Below are 18,174 nucleotides of genomic sequence, written 5' to 3'. Positions count from 1 at the left end.
CTATACGTCTAATTAAGCATTGAGAAATCAATCTATGAGAGCTAAAGTATTAACTTTTAAATAGCGATATACCCTTTCCGCATTGCTATGAGAAAGATTTTATTTCGGCTGTATGATAATCGTTACCTTTACTTGTCCGTAGTTGCCACTATTGCGTTTCAGCATATAGATGCGAGTTTGCTGGGGCTTTTCCACCACAAGTAGGGTAGTATGTTCGTTATTTGCCACCTTGTCGGTCCAGCTTCCCGTACGTGCTTCGCGTTTAAATGCGCGGTAAAAGGTATTTCCTTCGCCATTATCGGTTTCGAGTGTCTTCACAACTTTCACCACTTTTTGGGTTTGCGGATTGCGTTTTACAGCTGTTGTGAAGGAAGAACCACCCGACGAAGAATAACGTTCCACAAGATTGTCGATGCTGTTTTGCGCCTTTGCGGCAAGCGTTGTCAGCAAGCAAACAATGAATGTTATTATGTATTTCTTCATTTTTTCCTTCCTTATATTTATGGTTTTGTATCGTTGTTACAGCGTTGTTTCGCCGTCAGTATTCAACAGTTGTTCCAATGCTTTGCGCTGTTTAGGGTCGTCAATGCTTTCAAGCACTTCCGTTTCGGCATTTTCTATCACGGCTTGACTCTGTACTTTCTGTGCTATTCGGTCGGCTTCGGCAAACGTTTCCTTCAGTTTTCCTTTTATTTCGTGCAGATTGTCGTTCCTAACTCCATTGACAATAGTGTAGCTTCCTGCATATTTCCTTGCCAATTGGTGGTCTTGATACTGCCCGTAAAAGATATAAATGCCAAGCAAAAACAGTAGAGAAGCAGCAATGGCGATGATGCGACGAAGCGTAACAGTGTTTGTTCGTGTCAGCTGTTTTGGTGTTTCTTCAATATGTTCGGACAGTTGCTGAACGGCAGCAAAGTCGAGAAACATTTCCCGATAGTGCAAGTATTCGGGCAATACATGCTCCGAGCGAAAGTAAGCGTAAAGGCTTTGCTCCTCGCCGAGTGTGGTTTCGCCGTCCAAGAACTTGTCAATCAGTAGTTTTATTTCTTTATTTTCCATTTTTATATTGCTTTAAAACTGCTCGTCTGGCACGACTGACAGCCTGCCGTATGGCTGCTTCGGTACTGCCCGTAATCTGTGCAATGTCGGCATATTCCATTCCGTCGATGTGTCGCAAACGCAGAATGGTTTGCTGGAATGTAGGCAAAGCGTTCATAATGCGCAACATTCTGTCGATGCGTTCATCGGTTTCTGTACGTTCTTCCGCCTGTATGGCTTGCAAACTGCTTATTGCCGTGTGTGGCATAGCATAGCGCAGGCGGTCGATAGCAATATTCCTAGTAATGACAGAAGCGATGGGCATGAGCGGCAAATTGAGTTCGGTATGTATCTGCCATAGTCGTAACATTGCATCTTGCACAATGTCTTCCGCCTCATCGCTGTTTTTCAGATAGCGCAGGGCGATGCTAATGAGTTTCGGTCGCGCGGTGGCGGCTTCTTGTTTAAACTCTGTTTCTGTCATTCACAGGCAGTTAATACACGCTTTTAATATTTATTCAACTTGGAGCTATCTACGTGTGAAACACCTTGATTGTCTATCTGAACATCATCGGCAGTACCTGCAAGCGTTACTTCGCCGAAGCCTGCATTTGTTACCACGATGCGTTGGCATTCCAAATCGGCTTTTACTTCCCCGTTTCCAGTATTATTAATCCTGCCTTCACCTCCTTTAAAGTTAAGATTAAACTCGCCGTAACCCGAATTTACAATGTCCAATAAATCGGTTTTTGTAGCTTTCAGTCTGATTTCTCCATTGCCAGCATTGTCTATTCTGCCTTTCTTTCCGCTGAACGTAACCTTATATTCGCCCGCCCCGCTGTTTATTATCTTGAAGTCATCAGAGCTTACAGACGATGTTATATCGATGACACCAGTTCCATCAAACTTAACTTTCTTCGCATTTATGTTTATCTTTCCATCTACCACACCGCTCATGTTCAGTGTCAGCGATTCGCTTGAAAGGTTGTCTATATGCAACGAATTTACACCACTAAGGTCGATTTTCATGTCTCCACCTTTCATGTTCTTCGCCTTAAAATCGTTCACACCGTACATATCGATAATGTCCATACGAGGCGATGTTATTCTTATGATGGGTGTCTTCTTGCATTCGTCCTTGTCTTTATGCTTTGTGCCTTCCTTCCAATGTATTCTGAGAAGTCCGTTTTTATTGCTCACCTCCGTGTTTGCAATGATGTTTCTGGGTGCTGTAATACTGACACTGTATGTGTCGCCCTGCACGTATTCCACATTTCCAATCATACCAATGTCAATCCCGCTAAAGCCTTTCACATTGTAGCTTTGGGTAATAATGGCTGTCGAAGTAGTAACGGTAATGGCATTACGTTTCTCTTTTGGCTTTGTTGCACAGCTGTTCATCACTCCAAGAAGTATGGCACAGCAAAAAAATAGTCGTTTCATAAGCATTTTGTTTTGATTGTTTACCCTTAGTACGTAGTAAGCGTGGCTTTGTGACATCAATCCGATAAATATTTTTATTATATAATAAATGCTGCCCACTACAACTTTTTATATTGCATAAGATTAAGGCAGACTTTCCAATACCAGTACTTGTTCCTTTCCATTGCCTTTGTCTTCGCAATAAGCCAAAGTATAGTTGTAGGCAAAGATACACATTTTCTCGAATAGTCTATTTTAGTAATATAACTTATTTCATAAACGAAAAGAAGATGATAAGAATGTAAATATTTTTTATAAACATATATATTGTATAACTAACTCGTTATCAGAGTATTATAAAACCTATTGTTTTGCGTTCCAAAAGCGGCTGTTTTGCACGGTAAAAGCGTATGTTTTGCATCGCAAAAGAGCCGCTTTCGCAATGTCAAAGCGCAGTTATCACTTTTTAACAGAATTATCTTTACAAAAATAAGGTATTCATCTTGTTTCATATTCCAACACAATGATATAATGAAAAATTTGGTTATTAAACTTAAAATAAGTAACTTTGCCATAATCATTAACTGCATTTGACTTATGGCAACACACCCATTATGGACGGAAGAATATTGGCTTCTGCTCTTGCAAATATATCTGAAGAAACCCATAGGCATTAAACCAACTTACGCTCGTTCGATGGTTGAGCTTAGTTTGGAACTGCACATTCCGCCACGTATGCTATCGGAAAAGATGGAACAACTTGCAAGAAAAGACATTCCAAGCCTGCAAACACTTTGGGAAACATACGCCAACAACCCCAACAAGCTGCGAAAAGAAGTGAAACGCATAAGGGGAATGAAAGGATTTGGAAAGCCTGAGAAGTTCTACGAAGGTGTGGAAGCAGAGGAAACCTTTGAAAAAGACTTCCTGCCTATAGAGAAAGCCACCGACCTGACGCCTGCTGCACTCATCGTTGTGCTCGATTTGTATTTCCATCTCACCCCTATCACAATGGCAGAAGAAACTCCCGAAGTGAAAGAAGTGGCACAACTGTTGGGCATAACCGCCCGCCGAGTGGTGGAAATTATGGACGTATATCGGTTTTGCGACCCTTATCTGAACCACGACGACCTTATGATTTCGCCCCTTTTGCTGCCTTGTCAGAACATTTGGGATAGATATGGCAACGCCGATACAAAGAAACTTTCTGTATTGGTAGAAGAATTGCACCATTATTTCAAATGATTATGTTTCTTTTTTCGTAATTTTGCAAACATAATTCAGGTTATTATGGCACAAGAACAAATACAGATACAAGAGCAACGACAACTGCAAGTGCAGCGACTTTCGCAGCAACAGATGCTGCAAGTGAAGTTGCTTGAAATGCCATTGACCGAATTGGAGGAAAGTGTAAATGCCGAATTAGACGATAATCCTGCATTGGAAAAAGGACGGGAAGAGGGCGAACTCTCTGAAGGAACAGACAACACGGAGGTTGGCAACGACGATTTCGACGCACAACAGGAACAGCAAGAGCGACAAGACGCACTCGACAAGGCACTCGAACGTATGGGAGGCGACGACGAACTGCCTGTCTACGACGGACGGCAACGCCAAGACAATGCCGACTACGAGGAAATTGTGTATGGCGACACTACATCGTTCATCGACAAACTCAACGAACAAGTGGGCGAAAGGGTGCTTACCGAAAGGCAGAAAGCCATACTGGAATACCTCATTGGCAGCCTCGACGACGATGGATTGCTACGCAAGGAGCTTGATGTAATAGCTGACGAACTTGCCATTTACCACGGTATAGACTGCGAAGAACAGGAAATAGCCGACACGCTGAAGCTGTTGCAAGACTTCGACCCTGCCGGTATTGGCGCACGCTCGCTGCAAGAATGCCTGCTCCTGCAAATAAAACGCAAGGTAACAGATGGAGAATGGGAACGCAACGGCAACGTGTATGGCTATCTGAAAACCATTTTTACCGAACACTTCGATGCTTTCACGAAGAAGCATTGGAACAAGATACAAGCTGCTCTATCGCTTTCCGACCTCCAAATAAAGGCACTGCAAGCCGAGATACGCAAGCTGAACCCAAAGCCTGGAGCATCGATGGGCGAAACAATGGGCAGAAACGTGCAGCAAATAACGCCCGACTTCATCATCGACACCGACGATAACGGAAACATCAGCTTCACTTTGAACTACGGAAACCTACCCGAACTGCACGTTTCGCAGAGCTTCAACGATATGTTGGCAGCCTACAAAGACAACAAGCAGGGTATGAACCGACAGGAAAAAGAGGCGTTGCTCTATGCAAAAGGCAAGGTGGAAAAGGCTCAAGGCTTTATAGAAGCCATTAAGCAACGCCGAAACACGCTTTACACAACGATGAAAGCCATCATCGAAATACAGAAGAAATTCTTCCAAGAAGGCAACGAAGCCGACTTGAAGCCTATGATATTGAAAGATATTGCCGAGAAAACAGGTCTCGATATATCTACTATTTCGCGTGTAAGCAACATTAAATACGCACAAACAAGGTGGGGAACATTCCCTCTTCGTTTCTTCTTTACTGACAGTTATACTACGGAAGACGGAGAAGAAATGTCTACAAGAAAGATAAAAGTGGTTTTACGGGAAATCATCGATAATGAAAACAAACAGAAACCGCTTAGCGACGACGCTCTGGCAAAGGTGATGAAAGAGAAAGGTTTCCCCATTGCAAGGCGCACAGTGGCAAAGTATCGTGAGCAACTGAACCTACCCGTAGCCCGTCTGCGCAAGGAATAAGCAAACCAAGAAAATTGGTACGACACATAAAAATATGAACGAAAAGAACATCATATTGACTGCACGAATAGCGAGTATGCTACTCACGCCATTCTATCTGCCCGTTGTGGGTATCTTGGCGATATTCATTTTCTCCTACCTGAGTATGTTTCCGTGGCAGGTTAAGTTGTCGTTGATACTGATGGTTTATCTTTTCACCGTGCTCATACCGAGTTTGCTCATTCATCTTTACAGACAATACCACGGCTGGACGCCTTTACAGTTGGGACAAAAGGAACGCAGAATGGTGCCCTACGTTATTTCCATACTCTGCTATTTCACTTGTTTCTACGTCATGAACCTGCTGCATTTGCCGCATTTGATAACGTCTATCCTGATTGTGGCATTGGTTATACAAATACTTTGTGCCATTATCAACGTGTGGTGGAAGATATCTACCCACACCGCAGCGATTGGTGGCGTGCTGGGAGCGTTGCTGGCATTCTCTTTTATGCTTAGTTTCAATCCCGTGTGGTGGCTCTGTTTGGTCATCATAGCATCGGGAATAGTGGGTTCGAGCCGCATTATATTGCGACAACACACGCTTACACAGGTTACGGCAGGATTCTTTTTAGGCATCATCAGCGCATTTTTTACAATCATATTAATATAAAAACAAAAAATAAAAACAAAGATATTATGAAACCATTGGTCAGCATTATTATGGGTTCTACAAGCGACCTTCCAGTCATGGAGAAAGCTTGCAAGTGGTTGGAACAATACGAAATACCGTTTGAAGTGAATGCACTTTCGGCTCATCGCACCCCTACGGCAGTAGAAAAGTTTGCCAAAGAGGCGAAAGAACGTGGCATTAAGGTGATTATTGCCGGTGCAGGTATGGCGGCAGCATTGCCTGGTGTTATTGCAGCCTCAACCTCTTTGCCCGTAATCGGTGTGCCTATCAAAGGTATGTTAGACGGCTTAGACGCCATGCTTTCCATCATTCAGATGCCTCCAGGCATACCTGTTGCCACCGTAGGCGTAAACGGTGCACAGAATGCAGCGATATTAGCAGCTGAAATGATGGCACTCGGAGATGAAGAAATTGCTAAGAAAGTAGAACAATGGAAGGCTACTTTAGGGCAGAAAATAGAAAAAGCCAACCAAGAATTGGCTGAAATAAAGGACTATAAATTTAAGTGTTAAGAGAAAGGAACCCAAGCATCGAAGGTTAAGACAAGCGTAAGCATTGCTGAAATGCTTCAACCGTACGTCTTTATTCGTATTGCTCAACACCCTAAAACTTAACGCTCGAAAGGTAAAAATGATAGATTTATTCAATTACGAACGTAGGAAAAGTTCTGTTACACACGTTGGTGCGTTGGATATGGGAGGCGATAATCCTGTCAGAATCCAATCAATGACAACCACAAACACCAACGACACCGAGGCGAGTGTGGCGCAGGCAAAGCGCATTATCGCTGCGGGCGGTGAGCTTGTAAGACTTACTACACAAGGAAAACGCGAGGCAGAAAACCTCAAGAATATTAATGCGCAACTGCGTGCAGAAGGTATTACGACACCTCTCTGCGCCGATGTTCACTTCAATGCGAATGTTGCCGACGTGGCAGCACTGTATGCAGAGAAGGTTCGCATTAATCCTGGCAACTATGTAGACCCCGGACGTACATTCAAGATATTGGAATATACCGACGAGGAATATGCCAAAGAACTCAAAAGAATAGAAGACCGCCTAACACCTTTTATTCAGATATGCAAAGAAAATCATACGGCGGTGCGCATAGGTGTAAACCACGGCAGCCTTTCCGACCGTATTATGTCGCGTTATGGCGATACGCCCGAAGGCATTGTAGAGAGCTGTATGGAGTTTCTGCGTATCTTTAAAAAGCACGATTTCAACGATATTGTTATTTCCATCAAGGCTTCCAACACGGTGGTAATGGTGCGTTCGGTGCGCCTTCTTGTGGCTGAAATGGGGAAAGAGGGTATGAACTATCCGCTCCATCTTGGCGTTACGGAAGCTGGCGAGGGCGAAGACGGACGCATAAAGAGTGCTGTGGGCATTGGTGCGCTGCTGAACGACGGCATTGGCGACACTATCCGCGTGTCGCTAAGCGAAGAACCCGAATGCGAAATACCTGTTGCAAAATACTTGGCACGCTATATTCGTCAGAAGAAAGGACATATTATTGTTCCTGCCGAAACCTCCAAAGACTTCGATTATCTGCGCCCTGAACGCAGAAAAACCAAGGCAGTGGAAAACATCGGTGGCGAAAACGTTCCTGTTGTAATAGCTACCCGCAACACAAAAGAACAAAATGCCGACGTCGCTTCTACGCTTCCAACGCCCGATTACATCTACGTAAACGATGCGTTACCAGCAGAGCTGAAGAGCGGACAGAAATATATTATCGACTACAATGCCTATATTGAATTGGCAGCAAAGGGCGAATTGCCTTCCGAAAACGTTTTCCCAATCTTCCCAACTCCTGCCATTCCGTTCATCGGAACCGTGAAGTCGAAGATGAAATTCTTGGTTCTGAAGTATGGAACACCGTCGGAAGAGTTTCTCGCTTGCTTGAAATACCACCCCGAAGTAGTGGTAGTTTGCGTAAGTTCTCATCAGAACAAGCTCGCCGAACAGCGTGCGTTGGTTCACCAAATGATAATTGCAGGCGTGGAAAACCCTGTCGTTTTTGCACAGATGTACCAATTCTCGGCTGACGAAAGCAATGAAAACGCCAACGAACCAAGCGCAAAAGAACAATTCCAACTATCTGCTGCCGCCGATATGGGCGCATTGATGATTGACGGACTGACCGACGGTTTGTGGCTTATGAACAATGGTAACATTTCGCAAGACGATGTGGAGCAAACTGCTTTTGGCATTCTTCAGGCAGGCAGATTACGCATGGTGAAGACCGAATACATATCTTGCCCTGGTTGCGGTCGCACGCTTTACGACCTCCGCACCACCATTGCACGCATAAAAGAAGCCACAAAAGGTATGACAGGCTTAAAGATTGGCATTATGGGTTGCATTGTAAACGGTCCCGGCGAAATGGCTGATGCCGATTATGGATACGTCGGTGCAGGTCTGAAAAAAGTGAGTCTGTACCGCAAAAAGGTATGCGTAGAGAAGAACATACCCGAAGAAGATGCCGTAGAACATTTGCTTGCACTGATTAAAAACGACCAAAAATAAAGCTATAACATACGTTAGTTCGGTATAAGAAAATAGGTTAAACAGAAAATCTCTCAAGTATTCTTTAGGAAACTTCCTACTGAAACTGTGAGAGATTTTCTGTTTAATTTTGTAAAGATAATTCTGTTAAAAAGTGATAACTGCGCTTTGGCGTTGCGAAAGCGGCTGTTTTGCATTGCAAAACCTACGCTTTTACCGTGCAAAAGAGCCGCTTTTGGAACGCAAAACAATAGGTTTTGTAATGCGTTGATGATTAGAGAGTTAAGCGATAGTTATCTTTACGAAAAATATTTACACCTTTATTACCTTCTTTTCGGTCATTGCATAACGTGAATTTGGTGTAAGAACTAAACGAATAAACTTCACTTCTTTTTGATTATAAGCATATTGAATTATAATCAGTTCTTTCTTTAAGCATCTTATTGGTTTAATTCTATTGAAAACAAATATGGCGTCATACCCTTTGGGATATGACGCCATATTTATTTGTATCAGTTATTATATCGACTTAAAAGTCAAATTCAATTGGAAAATTACATACCTATTCCAGTGCCAACTCCACCAACTTGATTGTCGTTTTTCTTTTCTTGGAAGTCGTTAGATATGTTGCTCTTATTTGTTTGGAATTGTTTCTTGGTGTTACCGAAGTTCCATGTAAGGGTTAAACCTATTTGCTGAACATGTATAACCATATTCATCTTTTGTGTAAAGTCGGTACCTTCGTTGTGTTGAGTGTATTCCATCTTGCCAGAGAATGGTGTAAAGTAGTTCACACTTACATTCAGCTTTTCCTTGAAGAAGTCTTTTGCCAAGGCAATGTTTATCATATTGAAACTGCTTCCGTGTCCTTGCAAGGTGTGTCGCTTCGTCATACCACCCGTATTGATGCTCATCTTCACGTTCCAAGGCAAGGTTTGTTGCAGTCCGATGAATGCCATTGCCTGCCAAGCATGCTTCTTTTGGTTGAGTTTATCGGAACGCATATCGCCATAATCGAAGCCACCGTTAAGGTAGATACGCGTGTTTGGCGTTATGGAATAGTTTATAAACGTGCTGAAGTTGGTCCAACGACTGCGTACAATGTTGCCGTAGGTAGTGTTCAATATGCCGTTGGCGTCCATAAACGAATACTGTTCTATCTGGTTGTTCGCAAATGCTTCGCCCAAAGTAAGGTTTATCATAAACTTCGGAGTAAAGGCATTGAACACAAGACTAACGTTGTGGCTTTCTTCCACATCGAGGTTTGGATTGCCATAGCTGAGTACAGTCGGTGTAGAACGGTCGATGTAAGGGTTGAGGAACGAAATTCCAGGGCGCAATATGCGCATACTGTAGTTCACACCGATATTGATAGCAGCACCGATATTATAAGTGAAACTTGCTGAAGGAACCAAATTACCATAGTTCTTCTTGAAATTATCGCCCTTTCCAAGTATGAATTCGACATTCTCCCATGTATGTTCGTAGCGTGTACCAGCCTTTGCACTAAATTTTCCCAACGTGAGTTTATACTCTATGTACGAAGCTAAGATACTCTGTTTGTTCTTGTAATTCACGCTGTTGTTGGTATCGAAGACTTCCTTACCGTCTATAATATTATAGAATTTAGAATCAGAAATGTTTCTGCGACCAATGAATTTGGCACCAGCATTAAGTGTTTGGTTCTTCGACAACGGTGTTGTATAGTCGGTTTGGAACGTGTGTTCTGTGCCACGTGTATCTGCATCAGAGTAGAGATTGTTCAGTTTGAGGGGTATTCCTGTTGGCAATGGGTCATAAATGTTGCGACTTTCGGTTGCTGCAGGAGCTGTCGTGAACAAATAACTCAAGGTTATATTGCTTGTTCGTTCACTGTTCAGGAAGCATTGATAGTCTACGTTTCCATTGAAAGAAGTACTTTTATTGAGCGACATCATGTCGTTGCCATACGAGAAACCGCTGCCAAACTTTCCACCTGAGAAGGTTGTAATAGGGTGTCCCATAGTTTTTATACTGTAATCCATTAATCCAATAGAAGCACCAATGTTGCTCATAGAATCCAATTCGTAGCCTAAACTGATGTTAGCCATATTGAAAGGCACCTTTGTCCTACTCTTTTGGAACGAATACATCTTTGTTCCGTCGGTAGAAGTACGTTCGTTTGTAATTTCTGCATCATTGGTTTCCATATGGTTGTGCATCGCATTGATACTGTAAGTGAGTTTTCCTTGCTGTCCGCTGACAAACATAGAGCCACGCCAACCAAAGTTGCTTACCATCGCACTCGCATTTCCGTTGTAACCATTCATTCTCTGTTGAGTTCCAGTAGTTTTGTTCATAACGATGTTCAGCACGCCGCCGACACCTTCGGCATCGTACTTTGCACCTGGGTTGGTAACAACTTCAATCGACTTGACAGATGAGGCCGGCATCGATTTGAATATCTGCGAAGGATTGGCAGAGAACATTACGTTCGGCTTTCCGTCTACATAGACTTTGAAAGAACCTTGTCCGTTCACGGTAATGTTGTCTTGTCCATCTACCGTTACCATCGGAACCTTGCGCAACATATCGAGCACTGTCTTCGATTTGCTGTCCACATCATTCTCTATATCGTAGCTCATCTTGTCGGTTTCCATCTTTACGAGTGGCTTTTGTGCTACTACTTCCACACCCTTCATCATCTTTTCATCGTCTTGCACCAAGATAGTACCAAGGCTTAAAGTAGGATTTGCAGCGCTAAGGTGCACTTTTCGTGTTATCATCTTACGTCCCATAGAACTGATTGTAACAGTAAAGTTGCCCGTTCCGTCCACCTTCTGCAATATTTTACCACCGTCGTCGGTAACAGACATTGCAACAGGCTTGTCCATTTTTCCACCTTTGAACACACGAATTGTAGCAAACGGTTCGCTTTCACGCGTAAGCGAATCAAGCAATTCGCCTGTAATTGTTGTCGTTTGGGCATTCATAGCTGTGGCTATCCACACCAATGCCAATGTCAGTAATGTTTTCTTTATCCTCATTGTTCGTTGTTTTTTATTTTGCTGCAAAGATAACTATAATATAAAAAGGTCGAAAACAATTTTCGACCACTTCGCTTATTCTTTTCGACGAAAAAGCGTTTTCAATTCACTTGCGATGCTATTTTGTGGCGTATTCCCTTCATTGATATAAGAAAAGCCTTGGCAGAACCAAACTTTAAATTCATATCCAAACGAACAGGAATATGGTTGTCGTCGTCGGTAATAAAGAAATTGGCAAGGTTGCGCCACTTTCCGTCTTCCTTTTCATAGTAAGCAAGCTCCAAACAACGATATTTTTTATCGTTGTCAGCCTTTATTGTTTTCTTACCATTATATATTATTCGTGCTGGCAACAGAGTTTTTCCACTTATCAATGGGAAGTCTACAACATATCCTTTCTTCCAACTTGCAGGATTAAAGCTTCGTGCACGCAGGAAAATACTCATCATATCGTAAACACATTCCTTTTGCGAACTGGTTTTCCAATGTTGTTCTCCATCGTTGTCTATTCGGTGTTGCTTTGTCTGAACTTTCCCATTCGGATAAGAATAGAACACTTCGTCTACCGTATATCGCTTTCCTTCCTTTGCACCTTTGCGATAATAAAGCGGTGCCAAGTCCTTTGTATTGTAACAAAGCAGTGTATCGCGCATTACGAAATAGTTGTCCAACTTTCCGTTTCCACGTGTTGTAAGCGAGGCACGATAGGCAGGTGTGCCTTCGTAAATAGATGAAACGGTGTACCATGAGGCTGTTCCTACCTTTACCCAAACAAATTTCCAGTTAAAGTAAAGGTTATAATTCAAGTATTCACCATCATTGAAAGCCGTGTTGCGAAACGAGCATTGTGCCGAAGCTGATACAGAAAGCAACAATAAAACAGACGCTATATAAAACTTTAACTTTTTCATCTTATTCCCCATTTTTCTTGTTCGTTACATTATATTCTTATTTATTCTTTTCAAAAGAAAAAAGAAAATAGTAGTATGATAGGTTGTGGATATCGTTTATAAGTTTTTTATCAATTCCTTGCATATTTGGTTATCAACCCGTGAATAAAAGTTATCCACACTCCTATGCTTTGCTTTCTTATTGATATTCAACCAATATTTGCAGTTATCCACATTTCCACTCTATCCTGCAAAGATAATAAGTTTATATCTTTTATCTTACAAAAGCTGTGTAAAACTTCTATAAAAGCACATTAATAACTCTGTGTTTATTCTCTATAACTTTGTTCCGTCTTGTTTGTTGTGGATAAGTCAGAGATTATTTTAAAGTTATTAACCGAGTTATCCATAAAGTTATCCACATTTGAAAATTCTCAATGCCTACTTTTCAACAACAAAACGAAAAGTTGTTTCTACCAATAAGTTTCTATTGAATACGAACCATTACCTTATATTTTCTTCTCGAAACGAATGCGTTTTCCCGTAGTTGGGTGCGTAAATTCAAGATATTCGGCGTGCAGGTAGAGTCTGTCTGCACGTTTTCCGTATAGCGTATCGCCAAGAATGGGGCACGCCAAACCTTCAGGGTGTGCACAATGAACTCGCAATTGGTGTGTGCGCCCTGTTATAGGACTTAGTTCCACCTTTACTGCCTCGCTATAACGACTGTCTGACAAAGGCGTTTTTCCTATTATTCTATAATGTGTAATGGCTGATTTTCCTTTGTTTCTATCTACAATCTGGCGCGGTCTGTCGAGTACATCGGCACACAATGGTAGCGAAATAGTGCCTTTTTTGGGCAATTCAACCCTATCTAACAACTTGGTAGATAGCAAGGCTACATAGCGTTTCTTAACTGTTTTTGCCTTGAATTGTGCCTGCAGATGCTTGTGTGCTTGTTTGTTTCGTGCCACCACAAGTAGTCCGCTGGTTGCCATATCGAGGCGATGCACGATGATGGGCGTATCGTTGTTGTTCCATCGTTGGCGCAAGATGGTTTCAACAGATGGTCGGTTGCTGCGCCCAAGCATGGTGAGCATACCGCTTGGCTTCACTATAATTGCCAAATCGGGGTCTTCGTAAACAATATCTATACTTTGTTCGCTTTCCGTTTCCAACGCATTGGCAGCCACATTCATACCTTTTAATATCCACGTCAGCAAGGGTTTACACTTCCCATTGCACGCTGGATAGAACTGTCCGTGCTGCCGTATCTCGGTTTTCGGCGGCTCTCCCCACCAGAACATTGCCATTTCCACAGGGCGCATACCGTGCGAAAAAGCGTATTGAAGCAGTTTTGGTTCGCAACACTCGCCCGTTCCAGATGGTGGAAACAGCGTCGCCTGTTCGCCCATAGTGGCAAAATGCGTGGCGAGTACCGACTGCGGACTATGTTGCAAATAGTAATTGCGGAAGATAGACAGCAAGTCGCTACGCTCGCCCTTTGCATTCAAGAAAGTGAATTGCGAGAAAAGCCAACGTTGAAGTTCATCAGACTTGCGTTTACGAATATTCTTCAGCTGCGCTATTTTCTTGTTATACTCCTCCGTTTCTGCTTCTGCCGTTTCCAACAACGCTGCATACCGCTTCTTGGTTCGATGCAATTCTGCCTTCATATACTGACTTTCGCGAATCATTTCCTTTTGTTCGTCCTCCGAAACAAAGGTTTTCTTCCGCCGTTCGTCGCGCAACTGCTTCGCTACTGCCATTGCCTGCTGTGCCTCTGCCACAACTTTCTGCGCTTCAACTTTAAGGTCGGCAAGTTTTTTTACTGCTTTTGCATAATCGTCCGACTGCTTCAACGTTTCAATTTCGCAGTTTAATGCCGTTATTTCAGCTTCGTGCGTCTTAAAATATCCATCGGACTGCAAGTAATCGAATACAAGCGGCACGAAACCATCGTCGCTAACACCTTCCAATTGTCCCGAATAAGCTTGCAGATAACCTAACTCGCCCTTGTTTTCCACTATTAGAACGCCAAACATTTTGCCCTCTTTCAGCACAGGGAGCGACTGTTGCAACAAAGTGGCAGCAATGCGTGCAAGCGGAGAAGGTTCGTAAAAGAAAGGATTGGGAAAGACTTTCGCCTTGCCCAAAGCTGCCACCTCATTGCCATTTGGCAATCTATGAAAACACTTATCTTCCATTTTCCGCTGTTTTTATCCTATTAAAGAATAGCCTTGCAAATATACTGCTTTTCGTTCGCAATACTGCTCCCACACTGCAAATATTATGTTTACGAACATTTTTTATTTAGATTATTCAATGCAAGACAATCTACTTATACGAGTATAAAATACGCCTGAATTTCTTGTTTTATAATCGGAAAACAAACAATAAAAGTGTAAATATTTTTCACAAGTATAACTATTATATAACTATCTGTATATCAACGTATTGCAAAACCTATTGTTTTGCGTTCCAAAAGCGGCTGTTTTGCACGGTAAAAGCGTAGGTTTTGCATCGTAAAACAGCCGCTTTCGCAATGTCAAAGCGCAGTTATCACTTTTTAACAGAATTATCTTTACAAAACGTTATAAAAAAAACGATTTGCAAATGCTGAATATAGGCAGCTGCAAATCGTTTCGTTTAGAAATTAATATTCCACCATTTGTGTCCACGCCTGTAAGATATTATCGTCTAACTGTGGGACAGAAGGGGGGATATTGAAAGTTAGTGTGTTGTTTTTGGCTTTCTTAATGCGCTTCATTTCCTTTTCAGATATTGTGGTTCGGTCGATTACGTAAAAATCAGACCATACATCTATCTGTTCGTCTACGTCCTCGCCACGGTAGCGCGCCATAAAGGTTTGGTGCTTGTGCGCCGAGAACAAATCGTTTAAGGTGTATGTTCCTGCGTGTTCTGCATAGGTTTCCTGCTCGTCGAACTGCGTCATACGTGCAATGATGCCATACATCTTCAGTTGGTTCATCTCTATTTCGTGGTTGCGTTGCCCCGTCAGATTATCCATTTTAATGGTTATTCCGGTGGTTGCAATCTTTTGGTCGGGAAACTTGTGCAGGGTTATCGTACCGCATTTGTCAGCCCAGCGGTAAATGTCGCCATTGTTTCGGGTGGAATATTCCTCGCTTTTAATGCTTTCGATGAGTGGTACCGACTCTAAAGCTGGCATGTTTATGCGGACAAACGTTTCGTCTCCATTGGCTTGTTTGGCTTTTCGTCGGCGTTCGCCAAGAAACTTGCGGTCTACGAAGGTCGCTTTCTTGGCGGTTGTATCGAGCGGTACATACATTTCAACCATACCGTCGATGAAATAGCTAAGCATAAAGTCGGTAGACTGATAAACACGGTAGTAGCCCTTCAGTCGAAGATATTGCTGTTCTTGTGCCTGTGCAGCAAGTGCTATGAGCAGGCAAACGATTGCTATTTCGAGTCGTTTCATCATCATTTACGTGTTTATCTGCGTCTTCTTCGTACCTTTGTCGGTCTGCCCGATTTAGTGTTCAGAGGTGCTCTTGTGGGCATCTTGTCCTCTTGGTCGTCAGCTAAGGTAAAGTCGAGCTGCTTTCGTTCTAAGTTCGCATTTGCCACCTGAATGCGTATAGGGTCGCCCAATTGGTACTTGTGGTGGCGGCGACGCCCGACAAGACAATAGTTTTTCTCGTCGAATTCGTAGTAATCGTCGTCCAAATCGCGCATCGGTATCATACCTTCGCAGTGGTTTTCGTCTATTTCAGCATAGATACCATAGCTTTGAATGCCGCTGATGTGGGCATCGTAGCATTCGCCGAGGTGGTCGCCCATAAACTCTACCATCTTGTATTTAATGGAATCGCGTTCGGCATTCTGTGCCACTTGCTCCATATCCGAGCTGTGTTCGCAAAGCTCTTCAATGTAGTCTTGGTTGGCAGAGTGCCCCCCTGCTCGTAGCGAGTGAGCAAGCGGTGCACCATTGTGTCGGGATAACGGCGTATGGGAGATGTAAAGTGGGTGTAATAGTCGAATGCAAGTCCGAAGTGCCCTATGTTGTGTGTGGTATATTTTGCTTTCATCATAGAGCGCAGGGCAACAGTTTGAATTACCTTCTGTTCGCTTTTGCCCGCCACTTCGTCCATCAATGCGTTCAATGCACGCGCTGTTGCGCCCTTAGTGCCCGACGATTTCAGCTTGTAGCCGAACTTTGCAGAGAACTGGCGAAGGTTTTCGAACTTCTGTGGGTCGGGATTGTCGTGCACACGGTAGGGCAATGTCTTTGCCTTCTTGCCACGTACAACCTTTCCTACGTGCTGTGCAACGTATTTATTGGCAAGCAACATAAACTCTTCGATGAGCTTATTGGCGTCTTTCGAACGCTTAAAATAACAACGGGTAGGCTTTCCGTGTTCGTCTATATCGAAGTGGAGTTCTTCTGAATCGAACTTCACGCTACCTTTCTTGATGCGTTCTGCACGCAGCTTCTTTGCCAGACAGTCGAGCATAATGAGTTTTTCGGCATACTCTCCCTTATACCCTTCCTTGCCTGGAGTGGGTGCTGGTTCGCCTGTTCCGTCTGCAACGCCATTGTCTTCCAACAGCTGTTGCACTTCTTCGTAAGCATAACGGCGGTCGCTTTTTATAATGGTGTGTGCCAAGTGGAAGTGCTTTACTTCCGCATTATCGTCTAATTGGAAGATGGCACTGTATGCCAATTTATCCTCGTTGGGGCGGAGCGAACATATTAAATTGCAAAGACGTTCGGGCAACATCGGTATGGTGCGGTCTACAAGATAGATAGATGTGGCACGCTTTTGTGCTTCCCTGTCGATTATATCGCCCTCTTTTACATAGTGAGAAACATCGGCTATGTGGACGCCAACCTCCCATAAGCCACTCTCTAACTTACGAATGGAAAGCGCATCGTCGAAGTCTTTCGCATCTTCAGGGTCGATGGTGCAAGTCCAAATATTGCGGAAATCCTCGCGTTCGGCAATGTCTTGCAGCGTTATCTCAGCACTAATCTTTTCTGCTGCTTCCTCCACTGCCTTCGGATACTTGTAAGGCAAGCCGTATTGCGCAAGGATTGTGTTCATCTCTACATCATTGTCGCCTGCCTGTCCGAGTATGTCTACCACTTCGCCCACAAGGTTCTTATGGTTTGCATCGGGCCATTTCGTAATTCTAACAACGGCTCTGTCGTCGGTCTTTCCGCCATTCAAGGCTTTCTTTGGGATAAGAATGTCGTGCACAAAGAGATTTTCCTGCGTTATGAGGAAAGCTATTTCGGGTTCTACTTGCAGTCGTCCGACAAAGGTTTCCTTCTTTCTTTGCAAGATTTCGATAACCATTGCCTCCTTTATATGGTTGCGACGGCGCGCAAAGAACTGCACTTTTACCCTGTCGCCATTGAGTGCCGACATGGAATTGCGCTCTGAAATGAAAACAGGAGTACCACCATCGTCGGGAAGGAAAGAGTTTTTACCGTTCGATTTCCTAAGAAAGACACCCTCTTGCACTTGTCCTTTGGTGTTAAGCGTGTAAGCATTCTCGCCGACTTTCGCAAGATAGTCGTCCCACGCCATTTCCTCCATCACGTCAATGGCAAGCATTTTAAGGGGGTGCGTAGTTAGTTTTAAGGCTTTGAATATATGTTTTAAACTAAAAGTCTCGTCTGGTTGCGTTTGGAAAAAACCTTTTATCTGTTCAGCAAGTTCTGCTTTCGTCAATCGTCTTTTACTCTTTTTTTCCTTTCCCATTGTCAATTGCGCTTTAATTATATTTACAAAGTAACAAAAAAGTTCGTATCTTTGCA

14 protein-coding genes and 1 pseudogene are annotated in these 18,174 nt (G+C 43.2%); 5 read left to right on the top strand and 10 right to left on the bottom strand.

Translation table 11 applies throughout. From position 1 onward, the window contains the following. Positions 1–99: 99 nt before the first annotated feature. Genes BWX39_RS01255 through BWX39_RS01240 form a run of 4 tightly spaced genes read right to left on the bottom strand, consistent with a single transcriptional unit; the run spans position 100 to position 2,484 of the window. Positions 100–483: a DUF5024 domain-containing protein gene (locus tag BWX39_RS01255; RefSeq protein ID WP_028905555.1), complete on the bottom strand. Its 384-nt coding sequence runs from the start codon at positions 481–483 to the stop codon at positions 100–102. A gap of 36 nt (positions 484–519) precedes the next feature. Next, positions 520–1,062 (bottom strand): hypothetical protein, encoded by a 543-nt coding sequence (locus BWX39_RS01250; RefSeq protein ID WP_028905554.1) that lies wholly within the window; start codon positions 1,060–1,062, stop codon positions 520–522. After that, positions 1,052–1,525 carry an RNA polymerase sigma factor gene (locus BWX39_RS01245; RefSeq protein ID WP_028905553.1) on the bottom strand — a complete coding sequence of 158 codons (474 nt, stop codon included), beginning with the start codon at positions 1,523–1,525 and terminating at the stop codon, positions 1,052–1,054. The genes BWX39_RS01250 and BWX39_RS01245 overlap by 11 nt, the downstream gene beginning before the upstream one ends. Positions 1,526–1,548: 23 nt before the next feature. Next, positions 1,549–2,484 (bottom strand): GIN domain-containing protein, encoded by a 936-nt coding sequence (locus BWX39_RS01240; RefSeq protein WP_244271487.1) that lies wholly within the window; start codon positions 2,482–2,484, stop codon positions 1,549–1,551. Positions 2,485–3,060: 576 nt separating this feature from the next. Between BWX39_RS01240 and BWX39_RS01230 the strand changes: the two genes are divergently transcribed. The 5 genes from BWX39_RS01230 to BWX39_RS01210 all read left to right on the top strand — a co-directional run bounded on the left by BWX39_RS01230 (position 3,061) and on the right by BWX39_RS01210 (position 8,470). After that, positions 3,061–3,708, top strand: a complete 648-nt coding sequence (locus BWX39_RS01230; protein ID WP_028905551.1) for a hypothetical protein — start codon at positions 3,061–3,063, stop codon at positions 3,706–3,708. A 45-nt stretch (positions 3,709–3,753) separates the two neighbouring features. Beyond that, on the top strand, positions 3,754–5,265 hold the full coding sequence (gene rpoN, locus BWX39_RS01225; RefSeq protein WP_028905550.1) for an RNA polymerase factor sigma-54: 1,512 nt from the start codon (positions 3,754–3,756) through the stop codon (positions 5,263–5,265). A 34-nt stretch (positions 5,266–5,299) separates the two neighbouring features. Beyond that, complete coding sequence (locus BWX39_RS01220; protein ID WP_014709183.1) at positions 5,300–5,917, top strand: phosphatase PAP2 family protein; 618 nt, start codon at positions 5,300–5,302, stop codon at positions 5,915–5,917. A gap of 26 nt (positions 5,918–5,943) precedes the next feature. Then, positions 5,944–6,450, top strand: coding sequence for a 5-(carboxyamino)imidazole ribonucleotide mutase (gene purE, locus BWX39_RS01215; RefSeq protein WP_028905549.1), 507 nt, complete (start codon positions 5,944–5,946; stop codon positions 6,448–6,450). A gap of 118 nt (positions 6,451–6,568) precedes the next feature. Next, complete coding sequence (locus BWX39_RS01210; RefSeq protein ID WP_028905548.1) at positions 6,569–8,470, top strand: 4-hydroxy-3-methylbut-2-en-1-yl diphosphate synthase; 1,902 nt, start codon at positions 6,569–6,571, stop codon at positions 8,468–8,470. Positions 8,471–8,523: 53 nt separating this feature from the next. Here BWX39_RS01210 and BWX39_RS12315 read toward each other — a convergent pair whose 3' ends face one another. The 6 genes and pseudogenes from BWX39_RS12315 to rnr all read right to left on the bottom strand — a co-directional run bounded on the left by BWX39_RS12315 (position 8,524) and on the right by rnr (position 18,118). Further along, the gene (locus BWX39_RS12315) at positions 8,524–8,724 is read right to left on the bottom strand and encodes a hypothetical protein (RefSeq protein ID WP_076123162.1); all 201 of its coding nucleotides are present in this window, start codon (positions 8,722–8,724) and stop codon (positions 8,524–8,526) included. 279 nt (positions 8,725–9,003) lie between these two features. After that, complete coding sequence (locus BWX39_RS01195; protein ID WP_028905546.1) at positions 9,004–11,475, bottom strand: outer membrane beta-barrel family protein; 2,472 nt, start codon at positions 11,473–11,475, stop codon at positions 9,004–9,006. Positions 11,476–11,576: 101 nt separating this feature from the next. Next, on the bottom strand, positions 11,577–12,386 hold the full coding sequence (locus BWX39_RS01190) for a DUF3108 domain-containing protein (RefSeq protein WP_028905545.1): 810 nt from the start codon (positions 12,384–12,386) through the stop codon (positions 11,577–11,579). A gap of 488 nt (positions 12,387–12,874) precedes the next feature. After that, a complete protein-coding gene (locus BWX39_RS01185; RefSeq protein WP_028905544.1) occupies positions 12,875–14,572 on the bottom strand; it encodes an RluA family pseudouridine synthase in 1,698 nt (565 codons plus the stop codon). Between the two features lie 449 nt (positions 14,573–15,021). Then, positions 15,022–15,834: a hypothetical protein gene (locus BWX39_RS01180; protein WP_028905543.1), complete on the bottom strand. Its 813-nt coding sequence runs from the start codon at positions 15,832–15,834 to the stop codon at positions 15,022–15,024. Positions 15,835–15,842: 8 nt separating this feature from the next. Beyond that, a pseudogene (gene rnr / locus BWX39_RS01175) lies at positions 15,843–18,118 on the bottom strand (ribonuclease R). Positions 18,119–18,174 lie beyond the last annotated feature (56 nt).

The sequence above is a fragment of the Prevotella intermedia ATCC 25611 = DSM 20706 genome (genome assembly GCF_001953955.1).
Lineage (GTDB): Bacteria > Bacteroidota > Bacteroidia > Bacteroidales > Bacteroidaceae > Prevotella > Prevotella intermedia.
Note: the sequence above shows the minus strand (reverse complement) of the source record. Positions and strands in the feature narration are given on the sequence as shown.

Bases quoted from the DNA above. Each gene is read 5' to 3' on its own strand.
- BWX39_RS01195 (WP_028905546.1), bottom strand. From the start codon at position 11,475: ATGAGGATAAAGAAAACATTACTGACATTGGCATTGGTGTGGATAGCC.
- BWX39_RS01240 (WP_244271487.1), bottom strand. From the start codon at position 2,484: ATGAAACGACTATTTTTTTGCTGTGCCATACTTCTTGGAGTGATGAAC.
- BWX39_RS01230 (WP_028905551.1), top strand. From the start codon at position 3,061: ATGGCAACACACCCATTATGGACGGAAGAATATTGGCTTCTGCTCTTG.
- purE (WP_028905549.1), top strand. From the start codon at position 5,944: ATGAAACCATTGGTCAGCATTATTATGGGTTCTACAAGCGACCTTCCA.
- BWX39_RS01245 (WP_028905553.1), bottom strand. From the start codon at position 1,525: ATGACAGAAACAGAGTTTAAACAAGAAGCCGCCACCGCGCGACCGAAA.
- BWX39_RS01185 (WP_028905544.1), bottom strand. From the start codon at position 14,572: ATGGAAGATAAGTGTTTTCATAGATTGCCAAATGGCAATGAGGTGGCA.
- rpoN (WP_028905550.1), top strand. From the start codon at position 3,754: ATGGCACAAGAACAAATACAGATACAAGAGCAACGACAACTGCAAGTG.
- BWX39_RS01180 (WP_028905543.1), bottom strand. From the start codon at position 15,834: ATGATGATGAAACGACTCGAAATAGCAATCGTTTGCCTGCTCATAGCA.
- BWX39_RS01255 (WP_028905555.1), bottom strand. From the start codon at position 483: ATGAAGAAATACATAATAACATTCATTGTTTGCTTGCTGACAACGCTT.
- BWX39_RS01190 (WP_028905545.1), bottom strand. From the start codon at position 12,386: ATGAAAAAGTTAAAGTTTTATATAGCGTCTGTTTTATTGTTGCTTTCT.
- BWX39_RS01210 (WP_028905548.1), top strand. From the start codon at position 6,569: ATGATAGATTTATTCAATTACGAACGTAGGAAAAGTTCTGTTACACAC.
- BWX39_RS01250 (WP_028905554.1), bottom strand. From the start codon at position 1,062: ATGGAAAATAAAGAAATAAAACTACTGATTGACAAGTTCTTGGACGGC.
- BWX39_RS01220 (WP_014709183.1), top strand. From the start codon at position 5,300: ATGAACGAAAAGAACATCATATTGACTGCACGAATAGCGAGTATGCTA.